This window comes from Bowmanella denitrificans (assembly GCF_039522935.1).
GTDB lineage: Bacteria > Pseudomonadota > Gammaproteobacteria > Enterobacterales > Alteromonadaceae > Bowmanella > Bowmanella denitrificans.
Genome location: NZ_BAAAEI010000021.1, coordinates 1 through 19,925 on the forward strand (window position 1 = coordinate 1; position 19,925 = coordinate 19,925).

Sequence of the window (19,925 nt, forward strand, 5' to 3'; positions counted from 1 at the left end):
TCGATGATAATTTCAGAGCAGAATTACTCTTTGGTTAATGGAATTAACAAAGTGCGCTCACGCCCTGATGCACATTCGGAGATAGTGCTCTGTTGTATAAAAACAAAAGCAGAGCACCGGATTACCTTGTTGACTTGGCCAACGAGTTTGAATCCCAGTGAGAGACTACCTAACCCCAGGCATACCAATAAACCCAGGCAATGCTTTTATACGCGTTATCCAGGCTTGAATATGCTGATAAGGGCTAATATCCACCTCCCCTTCCCAGGCCAGTACCACATAAGGAAATACCGCACAGTCGGCAATGGTTGGCCTGCCCACGGCCAGCCATGACTGCTCCGCCAGATGTTTATCCATTAGGCCCAGAATGTGTTCGCTGCGCGCCTGCGCCTGTTGCATATCCAACTGCGCACCGAACTTCTTCACCAGCCGGGCCGCATTAGGGCCATGCTGAATTTCACTGGCGGCCACCGACAACCACTGCATCACCTGCCCTTGCAGATGGGCCTCACCCGGCCACCAGGCTTCACCGCCGTAACGTCCGGCCAGGTACACCAGGATGGCTTGGGCATCACGTAACACCAGATTATCGTCCTGCAAAATAGGCACCTGGCCCCAGGGATTCAGGCTACAGATGGCCGCGCTTTTATGCTCGTTGCGACTAAAATCCACCGGCACCAGTTGCAGCTCAATCTGCGCCAGGGCAGCAAATAAACGCACTTTATAGCAATTGCCCGATACCTCTAAATCATACAGTTTCATGGTTTTCGCCCTCCGCAGGGATCAGTTGATTAAACTCCAGTACATTGCCGTCCGGATCACGGATAAACAGGGCCACCCGGCGTGGCCCGATGCGCTTAGGGCCTTCGGTAATCACGATGCCCTGCTGTGTCAGCCAGTTTTGAAACTGCTGAATATCAGCCACCAAAAAGGCCGGATGTGTCATACCCGGAAGCTTGACAGGCTCATCCAGCAACACATTTTTTGCGCCAGGGCGTGTGGCACCATTAAAAATCAGGTTAATTCGCACCCCTGCCGGCGTGGCCATCTCATTGGCTTCACCACGGGGAATGCGGTAGGTTTCACGAAATCCCAGCCCCTGATAAAAGCGCAGGGCCCGTTGTCGGTTGGATACCCGAATGCCCACATGGTCATAGCCAATGGCCGGTTGTGGGCAGTCTGTCGAAGTGGAATGCATGCCGTCAGGCCTCCTGTTTATTGTTCACGAAGCAGTCTGACATCTTTCAAATAACAAGATAATCAGGTAATTTTGAGAAATATATTTCCGATTAATGGAATAAAATGGATCGTCTTGACGCCATGGCCATGCTGATTAAGGTGACGGATACCGGCAGTTTTTCTGCCGCCAGTAAAGCATTGAGCGTGCCGCTGGCCACCTTAAGCCGCAAAGTGTCTGAGCTGGAAAAGCAACTCGGCACCCGCTTACTGGTGCGTACTACCCGCAAACTCAGTCTGACTGAAGCGGGCATACACTATGTAGCGGCTTGTAAGCGCATTCTTGAACAGGTTGAGGAAGCCGAGCGTCAGGCCACAGGCGAATATACCCAACCCAAGGGCGAGCTAGTGGTCACCGCCCCGCAAATGTTTGGCCGCTTACATGTGCTGCCGCTCATTAGTGAATTTCTGGCCCTGTATCCCGACATTAAGGTGCGCTTGCTACTGGCGGATCATAATCTGGATTTGATTGAGGACCATGTGGATATGGCGGTCAGAATTGGCCGCCTGCCCGACAGCACAATGGTGGCGACCCAGGTTGGTCAGGTTCGCGTGATCGCTTGTGCAAACCCAGCGCTACTGGCCACAACAGGTGTGCCCAGGTACCCGGATGATCTCTTGCATATGCCCTGCGTAACGTCCGACACCAACCGCGCCGTGGCAACCTGGCGCTTTACCCAGCCAGGCTCATCCACATTGCAGGAACTGAATATTCAGCCAAGGCTGTCAGTCACCAACAATGACGCCGCATTATGTGCAGCAATACGTCAGGTGGGGGTTACCCGGCTACTGCATTATCAAGCCGCCGATGCTATTGCACAGGGCAAATTGCAGATTATTCTGCCGGAGTTTGAACCGCCACCACTGCCCATACATCTGTTGCATACCTCCCGTGGCATGATGCCGCTGAAAATGCGCAGCTTTTTAGATTTTGCCGCGCCGCGGCTGCGCCAGCGTATTAGTGCCTTGTAGGGCAATGCGTATTAAGAATGTTGTTAAGCAGCAAGGGCATGTGGCATCCTGCCACAAGTCGATGCCGAAGCCGCTGCCCGACTGCTAAATGGTGCTGCCACACTCAATGCCGCCCTTTGGGTCGCGGCCAGCCCAGAGCCTAAAACTGTGCTACCTAAGGCCATTGAGGCATTTCGGGTATTGGCGGGTGGTTTTTTGGCGAAATCAGTTTAGGTTCCTCCAGCGCTTTGGGGGTAAAGCATATTTCTATCTAAGCTGTGGATAGGTATGCCCGGCGCTACTGCTTGCCTTTGTATAACTACCTGCGTGCCAGGTTAGCAGGATTGTTACTTATTCGTTTCGCAAGAGATGATGTATTAGCACTGCTCAGTTTGTTGGTTCTTTAACCACTGTCACTTGTTATGTTTTTATACTAAAAATATGGCTGCTAATAAACCTACACAAAGTAAAAACGTTGAAAAATTAAGAATTAATTTTCGCTTAGAATGCGAGAAAAGTTTTAATGGACGCAGTAGAAAATAACTATACATACAACCACTAGCACCAAACCAAAGTAAAGATAAAAAATAAGCTTCGTTAGAATGATAAATAATTGTAGCTGAGTGAGCCCAGAAAACCACCTCGCCAGACAATAACAAAAGAACGGTATAAGCTAAAAGCAGTGTAGGTAATAGCAAACCAAACAGGACAACTTTTACTTTTTGATATTTAGCTAAATCCATTTATTTCACGATTCCTGAGAAAAACAGGACGCACCGTTAACGGGCGAGCGTAGTTTGCGAGTCCGTGCCAGCGCTTTTTGCTGGCGCATGCGTTCAACGACTTGTTATATTTTTTCATTTTTAAGGGCCGCGTACTTTTCTTCAGAATACTTCCAAGTCAGATGCCCAAAAGCTACTCCACCTATTGGAAAGATGATAAGTGCTATTAATGGTCGAATCCAAATGTCAGTTGATGGCTGATAAAGCTCCATGATTATCGACCATATAACAGCTGTCGTAACACCCCAACCCAGAACTCCAGTAACCCAAATGAACCTCTTTTTACCTTTCGACCGAATTTTCTCCCATTTTTCTATATTCATCGTTCCTTCACGTCTCCCAGGAAAATATAACGCCGCCAGCACGCGCGGCTTTGCAGTGAAGGCGATGCCGCAACGGAAAAGCCGTCGCCGTGCCTGGCCTTGTTATTTTTCGCTGAGCGAGGACCGAATCTTCTCATTCGTTTTCTTGATCTTTTCCTTGGCCTTTTTGCGAGCAACTTCAAGGTCCTTTATTAGTTGATCAACGGCATAGTCGACTTCTTGATCTGATGCCAGTTGGGCAGTAATTGCTACCGAACTATCATTCAAGGTCCCATAGGAATTTAGGACGATATTGACCATCTGATTCCCGGGCAAATCTCCCTTCTTCCAGCCATCCATAATACCTACAACACCAAATTTTCCATTCATGACTGATGTCCTCTGTAAAAATAACAGCTTATTATATTGAACTCGCAATAATGTTCGCATTTTCGTCGGTAACATTGCCCTTCCATCTTCACAGTAGTCCCTTATGTTCAAATAGTTAACACTACACTTTGCAACTTCACGCTTAGCGCATTTGTGGGGAAGGTAAGAATGCAGTGTAAGCGAGGTCTCAGTAAACACGCAACGTTTTCACCTTCTTCAAGCTTTACAAAGGGTTGGGTGTCCGGCGCTTGGGGAAAGTGAGTGTACATTCTTGATAAACTTCGTCAAAACAGGCTGATTCTAACGCTATCTATTACACCTGTATCAATACACATAGTTTTTCAGTTTTCGATACTTCTTCACCGCAGAGATATCCTAATAACCCAAGCTATTCTCCGTGCCCTCTGTGCCTCTGTGGTGAAAAATTCTTTCCAAAAAATCATAAATAACCACAGAGCCACAAAGACCACAGAGTATTTGGAAAGCACTACTGGGAACTTAGCGCCTCAGCGACAAACCTTTTCGTGTCGTTCGTGTTTTTCACGGTGATGTGGCTTATAAATTCACTTTGACCGCAAACCACACTAAAAGACACGAAACCTCTCACCGCAGAGATATCCTAATAACCCAAGCTCTTCTCCGTGCTCTCTGTGACTCTGTGGTGAAAAATTCTTTCCAAAAAAATCGTAAATAACCACAGAGGCACAAAGAACACAGAGTATTTGAAAGTATCATTGCGAACTTAGCGTCACAGCGAGAAGCCTTTGCCGACAACCTACAACAACATCAAATAAAGCTGTCCTACCCCGGCCAGCATTCCTAATACCGCACCAACGATAATCAGTTTCCATTCATCCTGCTTATACGCCGGACGAAGCACCCCTTCAAATTCCTCCGGACTCAGGGCTTCCATCTTAACCCGCAGATCCTCACCAATATTCAGCGCGCCATTGGCATAGTCATGGGCATAGTGCAGAAATTTATCCGAGTCCTCAAAGATGCGCTTAACCGCCATTTCTTTCATCCGGAAATAGTCATCACTGCCCACCGCCAGGGCAAAGTATGGCTGGGCCAGTGCCACATAGCGCTCAATGGCATCATTAACATGCAGCTCAATCAGTTCCAGCAACTGCGCTGAACCTGCGCCTTTTAATACCGCATGGGTGATATTCTGGGAGTTAAGCAGCTTCTGTTCGATAATCTCGGCATAAACCCGCGACACTTCCTTCTGGCGTTTCAAAAACATCCCCTGAACCGTAAAAATACCCACCTTATGCGGTCGCTTAGGTTCAAAGATAATTTTGATGGCAATCCAGTTGGTGGCATAGCCAACAATCAGGCCGCCTAAGGGCAGGATCCACCAGAACTGGTAGAACGACCAAATCAGCATAGTGGGCAAACCAAACAGAAAACCGAAATACAGGCCGGAACGCTCAATAAAGGGGAACTCTTTGGCCCCGGCTTTGAGAAAAATCTCGTTAATCAGCTCGGGATCTTTAGACAGTTGTTCCACCACCATTTCGCGGATATCAAAGATTTCGCTCACGTTCTGCTGGAAATCGTGCACCATCTTGCGCACCACGTTAGGGATATCCAGTTCCACCCGGCTGTACACCAGGTTTTTGCCCTGCACCGGCAATGCGGCCCACAAGTTAGGGGCGGATTGCTGCATCACATCATTAACGATGCGTCTGAGCACCTGCTTAAGGCGGCGTTCAATGGCACTGGTCAGTTGCCCGGCATCCAGCCGATTGACAATTTCTTCGACACTGAGCAATTTGCCCAATACCAGTTCCACTTCAATTTCTGCCATCTTGCGACGCTTGGCAGGGATCAGCCCTTGCCAGCCGAAGATAGGCCGGATGCCGACAAACTCCAGCGGGTAAAACATCATTTTGACTGCCAGATAGTTAGTAAACCACCCCACCAAAGCGCTGGTCAGCGGGATAAGCAACAATATCAGGGTGTCGATATTCCATTCCATATCAGAGAATTAGCGCCTGTTTCTAATGGTGTAGCAGCCTTAAATCAGGCTAACGATAGAAATTAGAATGGTCAATCTAAAAGCGCGAGTCTTTGCGGTTGTTTACGCGAAACTTTACATCGCATTAACTTTTCTAATCCGCACTATTACTTTTGTCTGTTTGTCAGATTGACCAGAATGGTCAATATTGGTCAGTTATAAGAAATCCATAAAGAGAACCCTATGATCAGTGTATTTGACATGTTTAGTGTTGGCATCGGCCCGTCCAGCTCCCATACCGTCGGCCCTATGCGTGCCGCCAAAGCCTTTTTGCAGGATCTGAAAGACCAGGGGCTGTTTGAGCGCACTGATTTTGTCAAAACCGAGTTGTACGGTTCACTGGGTCAGACGGGTAAAGGCCATGGCACAGGTAAAGCAGTCATTTTAGGGCTGCTGGGGCACGATCCGGAAACCGTGGATGTGGATCAGGTTGACGCCATGCTGGCGGATATAGATAAAACCCAGCAAATCAACTTAGGCGGCGAAAAGCACGTGAGTTTCCCCCGTGAAGGTGCCATTGTCTTCCACCGCCGAAAAACCCTGAAATTACATTCCAATGGCCTGAGCTTTTTTGCTTACCAGGGCGAAGAACTACTGGCCAGCCAGACTTACTACAGCATTGGTGGCGGCTTTATTATTAAGGAACAAGACTTCGAGGACGAAAAAGCCACCGCCCTCAAGCATGATGAAAAACCGGTGCCCTTCCCGTTTGAAACCGCCGCCGAGCTGATGGCGCACTGCAAAGAGCACGGTATGCGCATCAGTACCCTGATGCTGAAAAACGAGCAGGTATTTCAAAGCGACAAGGAAATCCGCGCCAAGCTCTGGCATATCTGGCAGGTGATGGCGGCCTGTGTGGAAAAAGGCAAAATGACCGAAGGCATACTGCCTGGCGGGCTGAAAGTGAAACGTCGTGCCCCGGATTTGTATCGCAAACTGCAAAACGAGAAAAGCGCCGACCCTATGGCCGCCATGGACTGGGTCAATTTGTTTGCCCTGGCAGTCAATGAAGAAAACGCGGCGGGCAGCCGGGTGGTAACTGCTCCAACTAACGGTGCTGCGGGGATTATTCCGGCGGTACTCTGTTACTTCGATAAGTTTGTGCGCCCCGTGGATGAAGATACCGCCGTGCGTTATCTGCTGACCGCTGCAGCTATTGGCATTCTGTATAAGAAAAACGCCTCAATTTCCGGCGCCGAAGTAGGCTGTCAGGGTGAGGTGGGCGTAGCCTGCTCTATGGCCGCCGGCGCCCTGGCAGAAATTATGGGGGCCAGTGTATCGGCGGTGGAAAACGCGGCCGAAATCGGGATGGAGCATAATCTGGGCCTGACCTGCGACCCGGTCGGTGGCCTGGTGCAGGTGCCTTGTATTGAACGTAACGCCATGGGCTCCATTAAAGCCATTAACGCTGCCCGCCTGGCCATGCGCGGCACCGGCGACCATAAGGTTTCACTGGATAAAGTGATCAAAACCATGTGGGACACCGGCAACGATATGAAGTCGAAGTACAAAGAAACGGCTAGAGGCGGTCTGGCGGTAAATATCATAGAGTGTTAAGCCGTTTCTTTACCGGGCAGGAAGCCCGGTCACCCGCCGTAGCACCAGATAAATCACACTTTATCGCCAGGGCGAAGGCGGGTGAGCAAGCGGCTGCACAGGGATAGGCAGCAGCGTAAAACAGTCAACGGCTCGCGGCGGTCTGGCGGTAAATATCATAGAGTGTTGAGCCGTTTCTTTTCCGGGCAGGAAGCCCGGGCGGCAGCGTAAAACAGTCAACGGGATGTCGGACTTAAGTCCGACCCACTGTGGGTTGGGCTTTAGCCCAACAAAGATAGAATACCGCACCTTGCCTATAGTGCTGCTCTGCATGCCTTTCATTGCACCACGGCGCCCTGGCTAGAAACAGGTACAAGGTTGAACGTCATACCAAGATTGCTCGCCCCAAAAGCCTGCTGCTGACTATTTACTCAGCATTTTTTGCCACAGTGCCTGTACCTGAGCCTGATCGGCGCTTTCCAGTTCGCGATTGGCGAAAGCCTGCGTCAGACTTTGCTGCATGGCGCTGTCCAGTTTCTCCAGGCAATATTCCGCACTATTTAAAGCGCGGGCCACCATCAATGAAAAATGTCCACTCAGGTAACTGGAAATAAACAGCTCGTGATCGCTGCCATCCATTACTGCCTGGTCAAAGGCGGCTTCCACCTCATCGACAAATTGATTAAAACGTTGCTCTGACATGTTATTCCTTACTACTATATTTCACCGCAGAGACACCAAGATCTCAAGCAATTGCAGCAAACTCTGCGTCTATTTCTTCGTGCCTCTGTCACAGCGAGAAGCTTTGTGTGCAGTTCTCTGTGCCCTCTGTGACTCTGTGGTTTAGCAATACACAGACGTTATTCGGGTGAAGCAACCGGGTAAAGTACCTGGTCGTGGAAGCCGGTAATCACCGGTATTAACCCGCTTAATGCCTTATCCAGTTCTGCATCGCCAGTATCAGCAATCAACGGCCGGCCATTAAGTGACTGCAATTTGGTTTTAGTGGCCACCAGCAGAATATTGTCCCGGCCCACAGCCCGAATCAACGCCGGACTCAGTTGTTGGTTGCCACGGCCGAAAGTATGTCCCTGACCACCAATTAAGGTAATCACCAACTTGGCTGGCTGGCCCTGAATCGCTTCGAGTAATTCCCCAGCACTAAGATCGCTGGCCACTAACTGCTGATGCCGGACCAAATCCACCCCCAGCAGCGTATTTTCCAGGCCCATTTCCGTCATAATGGCCGCCACGGTCGAACCCGAGCCCATAATAAACAGCTCATCGTCCATCTGTTCAATCACATGGGCGGCGATATCTTCCAGCACCAGCTCATCGGACTCCCGGCCGCCCATTTTGACTGCCTGCACATAGCGCAGCTCAGAGGGAATTCGCATTTCGCCGTAGCGGCGGGCCCGTACTTTGCCGTCGCGAAAGGCAGACTCATCAATATCCATGACATCGGCTTCAAGCAAACTGACCAGCTCGCCCTGCACCAGCATTTCTACCAGCCGCCCGGCAGCCTTAGGCGTTACGCAGTAAACTCCGGAGTGAATTTTACAGCCAGCCGGAATCCCCAGTACCGGTACTTTGTCTTCCACCGCGCTACAGATATTGCGGGCCGTGCCATCACCGCCGGCAAACAGCAATAAATCCACTGGTTCTGCCATCAGTGCCTGGGCAGTATTTTCGGTATCCTGCGGCTCAGACTGAGCAGGACTTTGATAAATACAGCGGCAGCGAAAGCCCATTTCCCGGCACAGGTCTTCCCCCATCGGTCCGGATGCGGTAAGGATGTCAAGCCTATCCGCATAGGGCAGTAAAACACTCAGCGCCTGACGGGTACGCTCGGGCGCAAGCTGTTTTGCCCCCATGGCCAGCGCCTTCTCCCTTATCTCTTTGCCATCACTGCCCTTCAAAGCCAGAGCACCGCCAATACCGGCATAGGGGTTGATTATCAGCCCTAGTTTAAAGGACATCATATTCCTCCACAGCAAAGTCTGCCGCACAGATGGTTGGTGTTTGATAAAAGTCTTGCAGGCAATGCATTAACTGCCTGGCTCTGGGCGGGAAGCCGTTTTGCAGATATTTAACGGCCTGAGCTCGCACGGCGCGACTAAAGGCGGCACGATCCGGCTCTACGCCATTAAGATTGTCGGTACTGACCCGAAAGGTCTTGCCCGCAGCTACGCATAAGCCCCATTCAATGGCCTGAGGTTTGACTTCGACTTTCTCGAACTCCGCCTGCTGCTCGGCATTGCGCCCATCCGGGCAATACCAGTAACCATAATCTTCCAGCAAACGGCGTTTTGCCCCCGCCAGACACCAATGGGCAATTTCATGCAGGGCACTGGCGTAATAGCCATGGGCAAAAATAATCTGATGAAATGGGGTTTGCGCGTTAGCTGGCAAATACAAAGGCTCATGGTTACCGCGCACCAGACGTGTGTTATGACTGGCCGCAAACTGGCCGTTAAACAACCTGATTAAATCTTCAACCTGATGTACGTCTGACACAACGGCTCCACTACCACAATAACCGGCGCGGATTGTATCACCGGCTGAGCCACGGCCCAAGCCGTGTACTAACGGGTAGCAAGCAAGTCGGCGGCCAGTTGCTGTGCCGACAACCTCTCTTTACCAACCTGCTGACAAATAGCCTGTGCTTCAAACCAGTCTATTAGCGCGGGTAACGGTTTTTCTGGCATAAAAACAGGCAAATCACCCACCATGCCAAATTGCGGTGCAATGCGGGCCAGAATCGTCTGGATCCCGTAATCATCGATATTGGCAAAGTTGTGCAAGAAATCAGCCTGCATTTTTTCATCGGCGCCGCCTTGCTGACTGGCTTGATTAAGGAGTTGCAGCGCGGCGTAATAGGCTTGTTTAGACTGGTTGGTACTGCCTTTAATCATATGCGCAACCCTGGTGTCCAAACGCAGATAACGCTCTTTCTGACCAGACAGCAGGTATGACAGTAACAGATTAATCCCGCTGTTTGTCATAGCACTGCGTCTGCCTGCCAGTTGATTATATTCCAGCGCTTCAGCAAAATGCGGCGCCGCGGCCAGCGGCTCACCTTGCATCAGTAACACCACACCGAGATTGTTGTTGCCATTGGCCTGATGGATGGTTGCGCCGACTTGCTTCGCTTTACGAATAACCGCCTCGTACATGGTAGTGGCCGACTCATAGTCAGCCTGAAAACGGAAAATAAGCGCCAAACTGACAGACAACGCCAGCTTCTGGTCAATAGTCACGCTTCGGCTGATAGCACATTGAAACACCCGCCCGGCCAAGGTGAAGGCCTGGTGTTCACGAAAATAAATGCCTAACGCACTCAGCAGTGATACCTGTTTGTGCGCCCGAAACTGGTTTACATCATACTCCACCAGGGATTCCAGTGCCTGAGTTGCAATGGCAGATTTATCCATCGCTTTAGCCGCGCGATAGGTGGCGAAGTACCAATCGAACTGCTCTTCAGGGCTGAGGTATTGTAAAAATGGCAGGTTATTTTGCAGGGTATTGAGGGCCCTGGCCGGCATGGTCATCAGGTAATTGTTGGCTTCTGCATACAGAGCCCGGCCTTTTTCGATCTGGCTATCCGCAGTACTGGCGTCCTGCGCACTAACGGGCAGATACCAAAGTAAACTCAGACCAATCACAGTGCGCATGGTGAAACGATGTAAACCGATGCGTGTTTGTAATCTATACAACAACCCTCCTCTGACTCACCCTAGGTGCAGTAGTCGCCTCAGCCCGACGTCACGACTTACTATAGCAAAGGCATAGGGTTTATTGTTTATCCAGAGAAATACCTGATGTATGAAAATTATCAGACTGACAAGCCAGCTGGTGTCTGGCTTGTCATTTAACCTTTCTGCTTAGAAGGTCACACTAAAACCTACTGAAGGCCGGATACCAAAGTCATCTTCTTCCTCCTTGATAATCAAATCTGACGTGGACTTGACCTTACGATAATCCAGATCCACATGGCTGATATTTTCCACGCCGAGGATATTCATCACTTCCATCACCAGCTTGGCATCCAGACCAAAGAAATCGACTTTACGCTCCAGCCTCACATCCAGGCGACCATAAGTATCGAATCGTTCAGAGAAAGGATCGCCATACACCGGCAAAAAGCGCCCTTCAAAGTCAGGATTATGTTTAACACCCACTATGGGCGTATAGGCCTGACCGCTGCGAGCGGTTAAATTAAAGCCGGCATTCCAGCGCTCATTGATTTGATAGTTAAACACGGCATTGATCACCAGCGGCGTATCTGCATAGTAATCACGGGTGATATCCGTGCGCAGGTCGGTGCGCTCACTCTTGCCATAGCTAACCGACAACCAGCCATACCAATCTTCGGTGCGGTTTTTGTTGATCATCAGGTCCACTCCATAGGCCCGCCCTTCCACCTCGTTGCTGTACAGCTTATCCGCATCAGCATAACCGTTTAGCGCCAGAGGTAGCTTGTCCATGGTCTTGTAATAGGTTTCCAGCGACCAGCTCCACTCATCCGCCAGGTCCTGCTCAAATCCCAGACTGGTATGCATTGACGTCTGAGATTTCAGTTGCGGATTACCTATCTCTTCCATCAGATAGGGAATATCCTGCATGCGGTTATAGCGGCCGGCTTTGAAGTTAATACGATTGCTGTCATCCAACTGGTAGCGAAGAGCCAGTCTGGGGTTAACAAAATTCTCATCGGTCAGATCATTGCGATGCCACTGCACGCCGAGCTCAGACTCCAGCGCCTCGCTAAGCTGCCAGATATGCGCCACCGACAACATTTGGCTGGCAAAGTCCACCTTACGCTGGTCCTTAATGCGCTCACCTTTATTCAGGTCACAATCGGGATCCAATTCGGTACAGGTGTACAAAAACATGTCGTAATCTACGTTGACCTGCTGATCATAATAGGCCGCGTCCACCACCAGGTGATGACGGCGATTTAAGCGGTAATTTAAACGGCCTTTGAGCGACACTTGTTTATTCTTAACGTCCTGGTAAAAGCCATCCGTACCTGTGGCCGCTTTACCGTATTCCAGGCGCTCATCACCGCTGAGCCCCCCCACGCCCAGCTTAAACTGATAGTCATCAGCAAAGTGATCCCAGATCAGACTTTGGCTGTTAAAACCGCGTTTAAAGATTGCATCGCCCTGATATTCAGGATTCTTCAATGACAATTCGGCCCGCTCATTAAAATTGGCCGCCGCGCTATCATTGGCACCGGTAAAAGACAGACTGAACTGGTTATTACCGTTGGGCTCCCACACCAGTTTGCCCTGGTAGTCATTATCATCCGGCGCGTCGTTAATGACCACGCCGGTCTTCTCACCGTCTTCGTCTTCCAGCTCTTCACCTTTGGAGAAAAACAGCGGCAACATGCTTTTACGTCCGGACAGGTAGAACGCCAGATTATCGCTAATGGCCCCTTCGACAAACACACCGGAGTTAAACATGCTCATATCCACAATGGTTTTGACATTCTGATGGCGTGGATTACGCAAGGTCACATCAAACACCGCGCCGGTAACGTTGGCATAGCTGGGACCATAGGCTGCTGAATACAGCTGAAAGTCTTGCAACAGGTGTTTGTTAAAGATGGAATTGCCAAAGTCATGGAAAATATAGCCGGCCGGCATAAAGTCCACTTCAAAGCTGTTATCACTAGGGGACGAACCACGCACGGCGGGCGCCGCCATCGAACCACCGGCAGCCACGACTCCTGGCAGGGCAAATACCGCCTGCAGCGGATCGCCCAATGCGCCGGGCATGGCAATCAGTTTTTCACTGTTTTCGGTAATCTCGGACAAAATACTGCTGCGTTTGTGTACAACTTCTATCTTTTCAACCTGCTCCTGGGCATAAGCCCCTTGGGCAAGGGCAAAGGTCAGTGCAATAGCGGATAATTTGAACGCTGGCTCCAGCTTTAACATAACGTGTTCCTGATGTTTTGAGTGTGACATCAGAATAATCAAGTCAGTGTCTGAGAGCTGTGAGAGCTGTGTGGCGAGATGTTGTGCTTTGTAAAAAGCTGTATTGGGGTGAGCCGGTCTGAGTCAGACCGGCCTGGGTATTTCTTCACATTGCAGTTTTCTGGCCGGGATCAGCACAATCACCAATAGGGCCACCGCCACCACCATAGCCGCAGCAATAAAGGTCTGTTCAGCACCCTGGCCCTGGTTCCACAGCAGCCCGGCAGCATAATTACCGATAGCGCCCCCCAGTCCTCCCGCCAGACTCACATACAAGGCCTGACCGCGACTTTGGAAGCGGCGGCCAAAATAGCGGTGGATAAACTGAATGGCGGTGGCATGAGTCAGGCCAAAGCTGGCAGCATGAATACACTGACTCAGAATAAGAATACCAGGGAAGTGGGCAAAGCGCGCCAATACCCACCAGCGAATCACGGTCAGGATCAGACTCACCAGCAGCATCTGCTTTATACCAAAACGTTGAATCAGGCGACCAGCTTTAAGAAAAATCAGGATCTCGGCGACCACCCCCAAAGATAACAGCAGACCGGTTTGTAAACCGCTGTAGCCGAGGTCTTTCATATACAAGGTAAAGAAACTGTTATAGGGGCCGAAGCCCACTTGCAATAAACACAGGGCCAGAATAAAGCCCAGAAACACCGGGCTGTATATTTTACTCCAGATAGACCCGGTGTGCGGCGTATCATCCGGCACCTGCTGCGGCTCACGTAAGCGACTGCTGACCAGCAACAAGGCAGCCAGCAAGCTGACACAAATGGCCAGTAACACTTCGGTACCAAACCAGTCAATTAAGCGCCCGGCACTGATGGTCAGCAGAATAAAGCCCATACTGCCCCACAGGCGAATACGGCTATAACGATGTGCATCACCGCCGACACTGTTGAGGGTGATCACTTCCATCTGTGGCATGATGGCGGTCCAGAACATCATGATCAGGCCGAAGCATAAGGTCAGGCCCCAGAAACCGTCGGCGAAAAAAATCACAAAAAAGCTGGCCAGGGCCAATAGTGCACCCAGTTGCAGGATACGCAGACATTTACCGCTGCGGTCAGCCAGATTGGCCCATAGATTCGGCCCCAAAATACGGGTCAGCGTAATCAGGCCCAGCAACTGGCCGATTTCTACCGAGCTTAAACCACGGCCATCCAAAAACATGGCCAGATAAGGGGTTAATACCCCAAGTTGACCGAAGTACAGCAGGTAGGCCAGGGCCAGCCAAATCAGCGGGCCGCGACCAGGTAATGATAGGTTACTCAGAAAGATGTCCTGGCAAAATAGGTGTGTGTGATTGTACGTCGGCATTCTGCCCACGATGGCGCAGGAAATGGTCCATCAGCACCAACGCCAGCATGGCTTCGGCAATGGGCACGGCGCGGATACCAACGCAAGGGTCGTGACGGCCCTTGGTCACAATCTCGGCCGCGTTGCCCTGTATATCGATGGTGTCGCCCGGCACACTGATACTGGATGTGGGCTTTAAGGCCAGATGCACCAGAATATCCTGGCCACTGGAAATTCCCCCCAAAATGCCGCCGGCTCGGTTGCTGGCAAAACCGTTTGGCGTCATGGCATCACGGTGTTCGGAGCCTTTTTGTTCCACTACGGCAAAACCGTCGCCTACTTCAACACCTTTTACCGCATTGATGCCCATCATGGCATGGGCAATATCTGCATCCAGGCGATCAAACACCGGTTCGCCCAACCCCACCGGCACATTCCGGGCCACCACTGACACCTTGGCACCAATGGAGTCACCGGATTTTTTCAGGTCGCGCATATATTCATCCAGCGCGTCCAGCTTGCCAGGGTCAGCACAAAAGAACGGATTGTCGTTGGTAATGGCCAGATCCACCGGTTCAAGCCTGATTGGCCCCAACTGCGACAAATAACCAGTGATTTCAATACCTAGTTTGTCCTTCAGGTATTTTTTAGCAATGGCACCCGCCGCCACCCGGATAGCAGTTTCCCGGGCACTGGAACGACCGCCGCCGCGATAATCACGCAGGCCGTATTTCTGCTGATAGGTATAATCGGCGTGACCAGGCCGGAAAATATCCTTGATATTGGAATAATCCTTGGAACGTTGGTCGGTGTTTTCGATTAGTAACCCAATGGACGTACCGGTGGTTTTACCTTCAAATACGCCGGAGAGTATTTTTACCACGTCATCTTCACGACGGGCCGTGGTATAACGAGAGGTGCCAGGTTTGCGCCTGTCCAGATCTACCTGCAGATCAGCTTCACTTAACGCCAGCCCCGGTGGGCAGCCATCGACCACACCGCCGATGGCAATGCCGTGGCTTTCACCAAAGGTGGTCACGGTGAAAAGTCTGCCAAAATGATTTCCAGCCATAGTCTTGTTGTTATCCTGCTTGTTGATTCCAATAGGCCACCAGATCAGCACGGCTGATGGCAAACACACCCAGTCCACCCTGTTCAAAGTCCAGCCAACTCAATGGCAGCTCAGGATACTGCTGTTCCATATGTACCATGGAATTACCCACTTCAATAAACAGCCAGCCCCGCTCGCTAAGATGATCCGGCCCATCTTTGAGTAATTGATGCACCAGGTCCAGCCCGTCAAAACCGGCCGCCAGACCCAGTTCGGGTTCGTGGTGAAATTCTTCGGGCAAATCAGCCATATCCTCGGCATCCACATAGGGAGGATTGGCAATGATCAGGTCATAGCGCTGACCACCGAGGTTTTGATACAGATCCGATTGAATCGGGAATACCCTGTCGCCCAGGCCGTGCTCCTGAATATTGATATCCGCCACCTGCAGCGCATCCGCGCTGATATCCACTGCATCCACTTGCGCGTCTGGCCAGGTATGGGCTGCGGCAATGGCAATGCAGGCACTACCGGTGCACATATCCAGTATGTTGTCCGGCTCAAAGTCCAGCCAGGGTGAAAATTGATTGATAATCAGCTCGGCAAAGGGCGAACGTGGTACCAGTACGCGCTCGTCCACGTAAAATGGTAAACCGCAAAACCACGCCTGATTAGTCAGATACGCCAGCGGGATACGTTCATCCACCCGCCGCTGCACCAGTTCTACCACCTGCTGCTTTTCTGACTGGGTTAGACGTGCGTTGTACAGTGCAGCCGGATCCTGCTGCGGCAGATGCAATACCTGCAGTACCAGGCAAACCGCTTCGTCCCAGGCGTTGTCGGTGCCATGCCCAAAATACAAGCCTGCCTCATTAAAACGGCTCATGGCCCAGCGCATCATATCCAGAATTGTTTGTAAGTCGGTGACGGCATCTGGCCATTTAAGCTTGTCTGTCATAAATCTCTACCTGAAAAAAAATGCGCGCCTATTATGCCAGTTACCTGACCGACTGCCGATAGTAAAGTCAGCCAAACTTTGCCCTTGAGCACAGGCTTGCTATTATGCCGCCAGTTTTGCCCTGGCTCTCTACCTTATGACCAAGAAATCCGATCTGAACGAAGAAGAGTTATCGCTGTTTCGCAGCGAAGTTCAGGGCGTCAGACGTATCAAGCAGGACAAAATACCCCCTCGCCCACCGGCCAGCAAGCATAAAACCGCAGACCTTAGACAAAACCGGACTAACCAGCACAGTGTTGCGCAACGCCAGGCCCGTCAGGCAGCGGCCAGTTTCGCTTTCTCTGACGGTTTTGAGGCCTGGTTTGACCCAAATCAGCCGATTAAATACACCAAGCCCGGCAGTGACAGTTATGAAGTAAAACGCCTGCGCCGTGGCGACTACCCACCGGACCTGATTCTGGACTTACATGGCTTGAAGCGCGATGACGCCAAACTGGAAATCGCCGCCTTACTGCATACTGCTGTCAAACAACATTGCTACTGTGTTTGCATAGTGCACGGTTTAGGTGAACATATATTAAAAAAATCCGTACCCAACTGGCTGGTACAACACCCCGACGTACTGGCATTTCATCAGGCACCGCTGGAATGGGGCGGCAATGGCGCGCTGCTGGTGTTACTTAAAGCCTGTTGACCTTTTGAGTAAGATTTTTCAGCAGCGAATCAAAAGGTCAACAGGTTTAAAATTTCCCACAACCAGATCCTCGACTAGACTGTCAGCATAACATCAGGGAACAGTAGTCAGTGGATCATGCATGCCCGAGCGCTTTAAGCACCTTAGCGTCAGTGAAACAAGCCAGCTACAAAAAACGCTGAATTATGCCGTACAATTTCTGGTTCTGGCGTTTAGTTACGCCTTGTTCAGTTATTTAGGCGTTAAACTCGCCACCCTCACTTACAATATCAGCCTGATATGGCCCCCTGTGGGTATCGCCGTTGCGCTATTGCTGCGCTGGGACATGCGCCTGTGGCCGGCGATACTACTGGGCGGCATCTTCCAGGAAATGGTGGTGACAGGATACGGATTCCTCCTGTCTTTAACGATTAGCGTAGCATCCTTGTCTGCCATTTATTTTGCTTGCTACCTGCTTAAGCGCCTGCATTTCGACGTGCAAATGGAACGCAGCAAAGACTTTTATTACTTTACCCTTATTGCTGTAATTGGCTGCCCATTGTTGATGGCCTTAATGGGGGTTGGCGTACTGACCCTCAATGGCGTGATCCCACAGCAGGATTTCCCATCTGCAGCTCTGTCCTGGTTTCTCGGTGACATTACCGGCATGCTGGTGTTTGGCATTGCGCTGCTGGTGTTCAATCTAAACCGTCTGGCGGCGCTGCTTAATGCGTCTAACTTGCTGGTCTTTGGCATGATGCTACTCATTGGCTTAGAACTGTTTGTATTTGAGTACAGTCCGGTAGCTCCTGCATTGGCCCTGCTGCCGGTGCTCGGCCTGCTTTGGATTGCCCTGCGTACCAATTTGGCTGCCACATCCTGGGTGGTGCTAAGCTTTTCGGCGTTAGCCTTCTATGCAGCATTAAATCATCAGGGAATTTTTTCAAGCTTGCAGAATCCGCCTCTTGGCACCTGGTTTTATGTCAACAGCCTTGCTCTGGTTGCCTTGATTGTGTCGGTATCGGCAATGGAAAGCCGACTGGAATCAGAGCAAATGCAATACTCCATTCAGTCCACCAATATCGGCACCTGGGACTGGCGTTTGCAGGACCAGCGAGTCCTGGTTAATTCTGGCTGGCATCATCTGCTGGGGTTGTCTCATCAACGACGGGAAATTTCACTGGGGGAGTTTATCTCGTTGGTTCATCCAGAGGACTTGCGCATCATTGAAAACACCATGGATAACTATCTGAACCAGCAGACCCACGAATTCAGTTGCCAATATCGGATGTATCACAAGTCTGGCGACTGGCGCATCATTCAGTCAACTGGCAAAATTATTGAGTGGGATTTACGCGGCCGGGCCCTGCGTATGTGCGGTACCCATCTGGATGTCACTGATTCCATCAAAACCCAGCAAGAGCTGACGCAAACCTATACCTTTTTAAACCGTGTCTCAGAGCAAATCCCCGGTGCCATTTATCAGTTCATCCTCGACAAAAAAGGCCACGGTCACTTTCCTTATGTTAATCAGGGCATGGTCAGAATGCTTGGCGTCTCTGCTGAAAAATTAAAAGAGGATGCTAAATATGGTCTGACCAACGTTCATCCTGATGATGTGAGCAAGCTGGTTAAGACCATCCTGAAAAACAGTATCCTGGGTAAAAGTTGGCGGTATGAATTCAGAGTGGTCAAACCCAGAGCAGGTTGGCGGGAGATTCACTCAAGGCCCCACCAGTTAGAGGATGGCCAGGTGGTCTGGTTTGGCTATATGACAGATATCACTGACCATAAACACCTTGAACAAAGCATGCGCCTGGTCAATCAAAAACTGCAAAGTGCGCAACGGGCCGCTAAGTTGGGCTACTGGAATGGTAATTTGGTGACTGGCGATATGAGCTGGTCAGATATTTTATTTGAGCTTTACGGATACAGGCCCGGCGCGGTTGAGGCCAGTTTTAACACGCTACTGGGGCTGGTTCCTGAGGAAGAAAAACAAGCCCTCAAAGATGGCATGGCCTGGGCAGTTCGAACCGGCGAGTTAAATATAGAGCATCGCATTGTTACGACAGACGGGGAGATACGCTGGTTTCATCAGTTAGCCAAGGTATCCACTGCCAACCACCATTGGTTTGAAGGAAGCGCGCAGGATATTACCGAAAGAAAGACTCTGGAACTGCGCTTCCAGACCATGGCGCTGACCGATGAGCTGACCGGCATAGCCAACAGGCGGGCATTTTTGCAACAACTGGAGCGGGAATGGGGCCGGTTTAAACGCAAAGGAAGTCACAAGGTATTTGTCACCATTACGGATATTGATCACTTTAAACAGGTTAACGACACCTATGGCCATGATGTGGGTGACAAGGTTCTTCGGCACTTTACCGACCTTATCGGCAAGCATATCCGCAAAGGCGATGTATTTGGCCGCATGGGTGGCGAAGAATTCGCCCTGATGCTCATTGATTCGGATCAAGCTCAGGTCATCAATCTGTTAGAAAAATTACGCGGCATTATTCAGGACACCCCCCTGCAAGTAACCATGAGACTGTCAGTCAGTATTACCGCCAGTTTCGGCGTAGCGCGTTTTAATGCCATTCAAAGAAACTTTGACGATGCGCTCATTGCCGCAGACCAGGCCCTTTATCAGGCCAAAGGTCAGGGACGTAACCGGGTTTGCCTTGAATCCTCTACCGCATCGCAGCCGCACTCTATCACTGATACATAACGTAAT

General features: G+C 50.7%; 19 protein-coding genes. 5 read left to right on the top strand and 14 right to left on the bottom strand.

Annotated elements, in window-relative coordinates; translation table 11 throughout:
- Positions 1-165: 165 nt before the first annotated feature.
- Positions 166-762, bottom strand: a complete 597-nt coding sequence (locus ABD028_RS16605; RefSeq protein WP_343846351.1) for a glutathione S-transferase family protein — start codon at positions 760-762, stop codon at positions 166-168.
- Positions 749-1,198, bottom strand: coding sequence for a VOC family protein (locus ABD028_RS16610; protein ID WP_343846353.1), 450 nt, complete (start codon positions 1,196-1,198; stop codon positions 749-751). Before ABD028_RS16610 ends, ABD028_RS16605 begins: the two co-directional genes overlap by 14 nt.
- A 104-nt stretch (positions 1,199-1,302) precedes the next feature.
- Between ABD028_RS16610 and ABD028_RS16615 the strand changes: the two genes are divergently transcribed.
- Together ABD028_RS16615 and ABD028_RS16620 are read left to right on the top strand one after the other, a co-directional pair.
- On the top strand, positions 1,303-2,208 hold the full coding sequence (locus tag ABD028_RS16615; protein ID WP_343846354.1) for a LysR family transcriptional regulator: 906 nt from the start codon (positions 1,303-1,305) through the stop codon (positions 2,206-2,208).
- Positions 2,209-2,253: 45 nt separating this feature from the next.
- Complete coding sequence (locus ABD028_RS16620) at positions 2,254-2,421, top strand: hypothetical protein (protein ID WP_343846661.1); 168 nt, start codon at positions 2,254-2,256, stop codon at positions 2,419-2,421.
- Positions 2,422-2,615: 194 nt separating this feature from the next.
- Here the strand turns inward: ABD028_RS16620 and ABD028_RS16625 are convergent, their stop codons facing one another.
- From ABD028_RS16625 to ABD028_RS16640, 4 genes are all read right to left on the bottom strand, one after another.
- On the bottom strand, positions 2,616-2,930 hold the full coding sequence (locus ABD028_RS16625) for a hypothetical protein (RefSeq protein ID WP_343846356.1): 315 nt from the start codon (positions 2,928-2,930) through the stop codon (positions 2,616-2,618).
- A gap of 104 nt (positions 2,931-3,034) precedes the next feature.
- Positions 3,035-3,292, bottom strand: a complete 258-nt coding sequence (locus tag ABD028_RS16630) for a hypothetical protein (RefSeq protein WP_343846358.1) — start codon at positions 3,290-3,292, stop codon at positions 3,035-3,037.
- Positions 3,293-3,394: 102 nt separating this feature from the next.
- Positions 3,395-3,661 (bottom strand): hypothetical protein, encoded by a 267-nt coding sequence (locus ABD028_RS16635; RefSeq protein ID WP_343846359.1) that lies wholly within the window; start codon positions 3,659-3,661, stop codon positions 3,395-3,397.
- A gap of 775 nt (positions 3,662-4,436) precedes the next feature.
- Positions 4,437-5,645 carry a DUF445 domain-containing protein gene (locus ABD028_RS16640; RefSeq protein WP_102795624.1) on the bottom strand — a complete coding sequence of 403 codons (1,209 nt, stop codon included), beginning with the start codon at positions 5,643-5,645 and terminating at the stop codon, positions 4,437-4,439.
- 222 nt (positions 5,646-5,867) lie between these two features.
- On the opposite strand from ABD028_RS16640, the gene ABD028_RS16645 reads away from it, so the two are divergent.
- A complete protein-coding gene (locus ABD028_RS16645) occupies positions 5,868-7,241 on the top strand; it encodes an L-serine ammonia-lyase (RefSeq protein ID WP_343846362.1) in 1,374 nt (457 codons plus the stop codon).
- Positions 7,242-7,643: 402 nt separating this feature from the next.
- Here ABD028_RS16645 and ABD028_RS16650 read toward each other — a convergent pair whose 3' ends face one another.
- The 8 genes from ABD028_RS16650 to prmB form a co-directional block, all read right to left on the bottom strand.
- On the bottom strand, positions 7,644-7,922 hold the full coding sequence (locus ABD028_RS16650; RefSeq protein ID WP_102795628.1) for a YfcL family protein: 279 nt from the start codon (positions 7,920-7,922) through the stop codon (positions 7,644-7,646).
- Between the two features lie 158 nt (positions 7,923-8,080).
- Entirely contained in the window at positions 8,081-9,199 is a 1,119-nt protein-coding gene (locus ABD028_RS16655) for an ATP-NAD kinase family protein (protein WP_343846663.1), read from the bottom strand.
- Entirely contained in the window at positions 9,189-9,737 is a 549-nt protein-coding gene (locus tag ABD028_RS16660) for an elongation factor P hydroxylase (protein WP_343846364.1), read from the bottom strand. The genes ABD028_RS16655 and ABD028_RS16660 overlap by 11 nt, the downstream gene beginning before the upstream one ends.
- A gap of 68 nt (positions 9,738-9,805) precedes the next feature.
- Entirely contained in the window at positions 9,806-10,936 is a 1,131-nt protein-coding gene (locus tag ABD028_RS16665; RefSeq protein WP_343846365.1) for a hypothetical protein, read from the bottom strand.
- A 168-nt stretch (positions 10,937-11,104) separates the two neighbouring features.
- Positions 11,105-13,168: a TonB-dependent receptor plug domain-containing protein gene (locus ABD028_RS16670; protein WP_343846366.1), complete on the bottom strand. Its 2,064-nt coding sequence runs from the start codon at positions 13,166-13,168 to the stop codon at positions 11,105-11,107.
- Between the two features lie 123 nt (positions 13,169-13,291).
- Positions 13,292-14,530 (bottom strand): MFS transporter, encoded by a 1,239-nt coding sequence (locus tag ABD028_RS16675; protein ID WP_343846368.1) that lies wholly within the window; start codon positions 14,528-14,530, stop codon positions 13,292-13,294.
- Positions 14,478-15,581 (bottom strand): chorismate synthase, encoded by a 1,104-nt coding sequence (gene aroC / locus ABD028_RS16680; protein ID WP_343846370.1) that lies wholly within the window; start codon positions 15,579-15,581, stop codon positions 14,478-14,480. Before aroC ends, ABD028_RS16675 begins: the two co-directional genes overlap by 53 nt.
- Before the next feature lie 10 nt (positions 15,582-15,591).
- Positions 15,592-16,518 carry a 50S ribosomal protein L3 N(5)-glutamine methyltransferase gene (gene prmB / locus ABD028_RS16685; RefSeq protein ID WP_343846371.1) on the bottom strand — a complete coding sequence of 309 codons (927 nt, stop codon included), beginning with the start codon at positions 16,516-16,518 and terminating at the stop codon, positions 15,592-15,594.
- 136 nt (positions 16,519-16,654) lie between these two features.
- Here prmB and smrB point away from each other — a divergent pair, with 136 nt between their 5' ends.
- Together smrB and ABD028_RS16695 are read left to right on the top strand one after the other, a co-directional pair.
- The gene (gene smrB, locus ABD028_RS16690; protein ID WP_343846372.1) at positions 16,655-17,212 is read left to right on the top strand and encodes an endonuclease SmrB; all 558 of its coding nucleotides are present in this window, start codon (positions 16,655-16,657) and stop codon (positions 17,210-17,212) included.
- Between the two features lie 121 nt (positions 17,213-17,333).
- Entirely contained in the window at positions 17,334-19,919 is a 2,586-nt protein-coding gene (locus tag ABD028_RS16695) for a GGDEF domain-containing protein (protein ID WP_343846374.1), read from the top strand.
- The last annotated feature ends 6 nt before the right edge of the window (positions 19,920-19,925 follow it).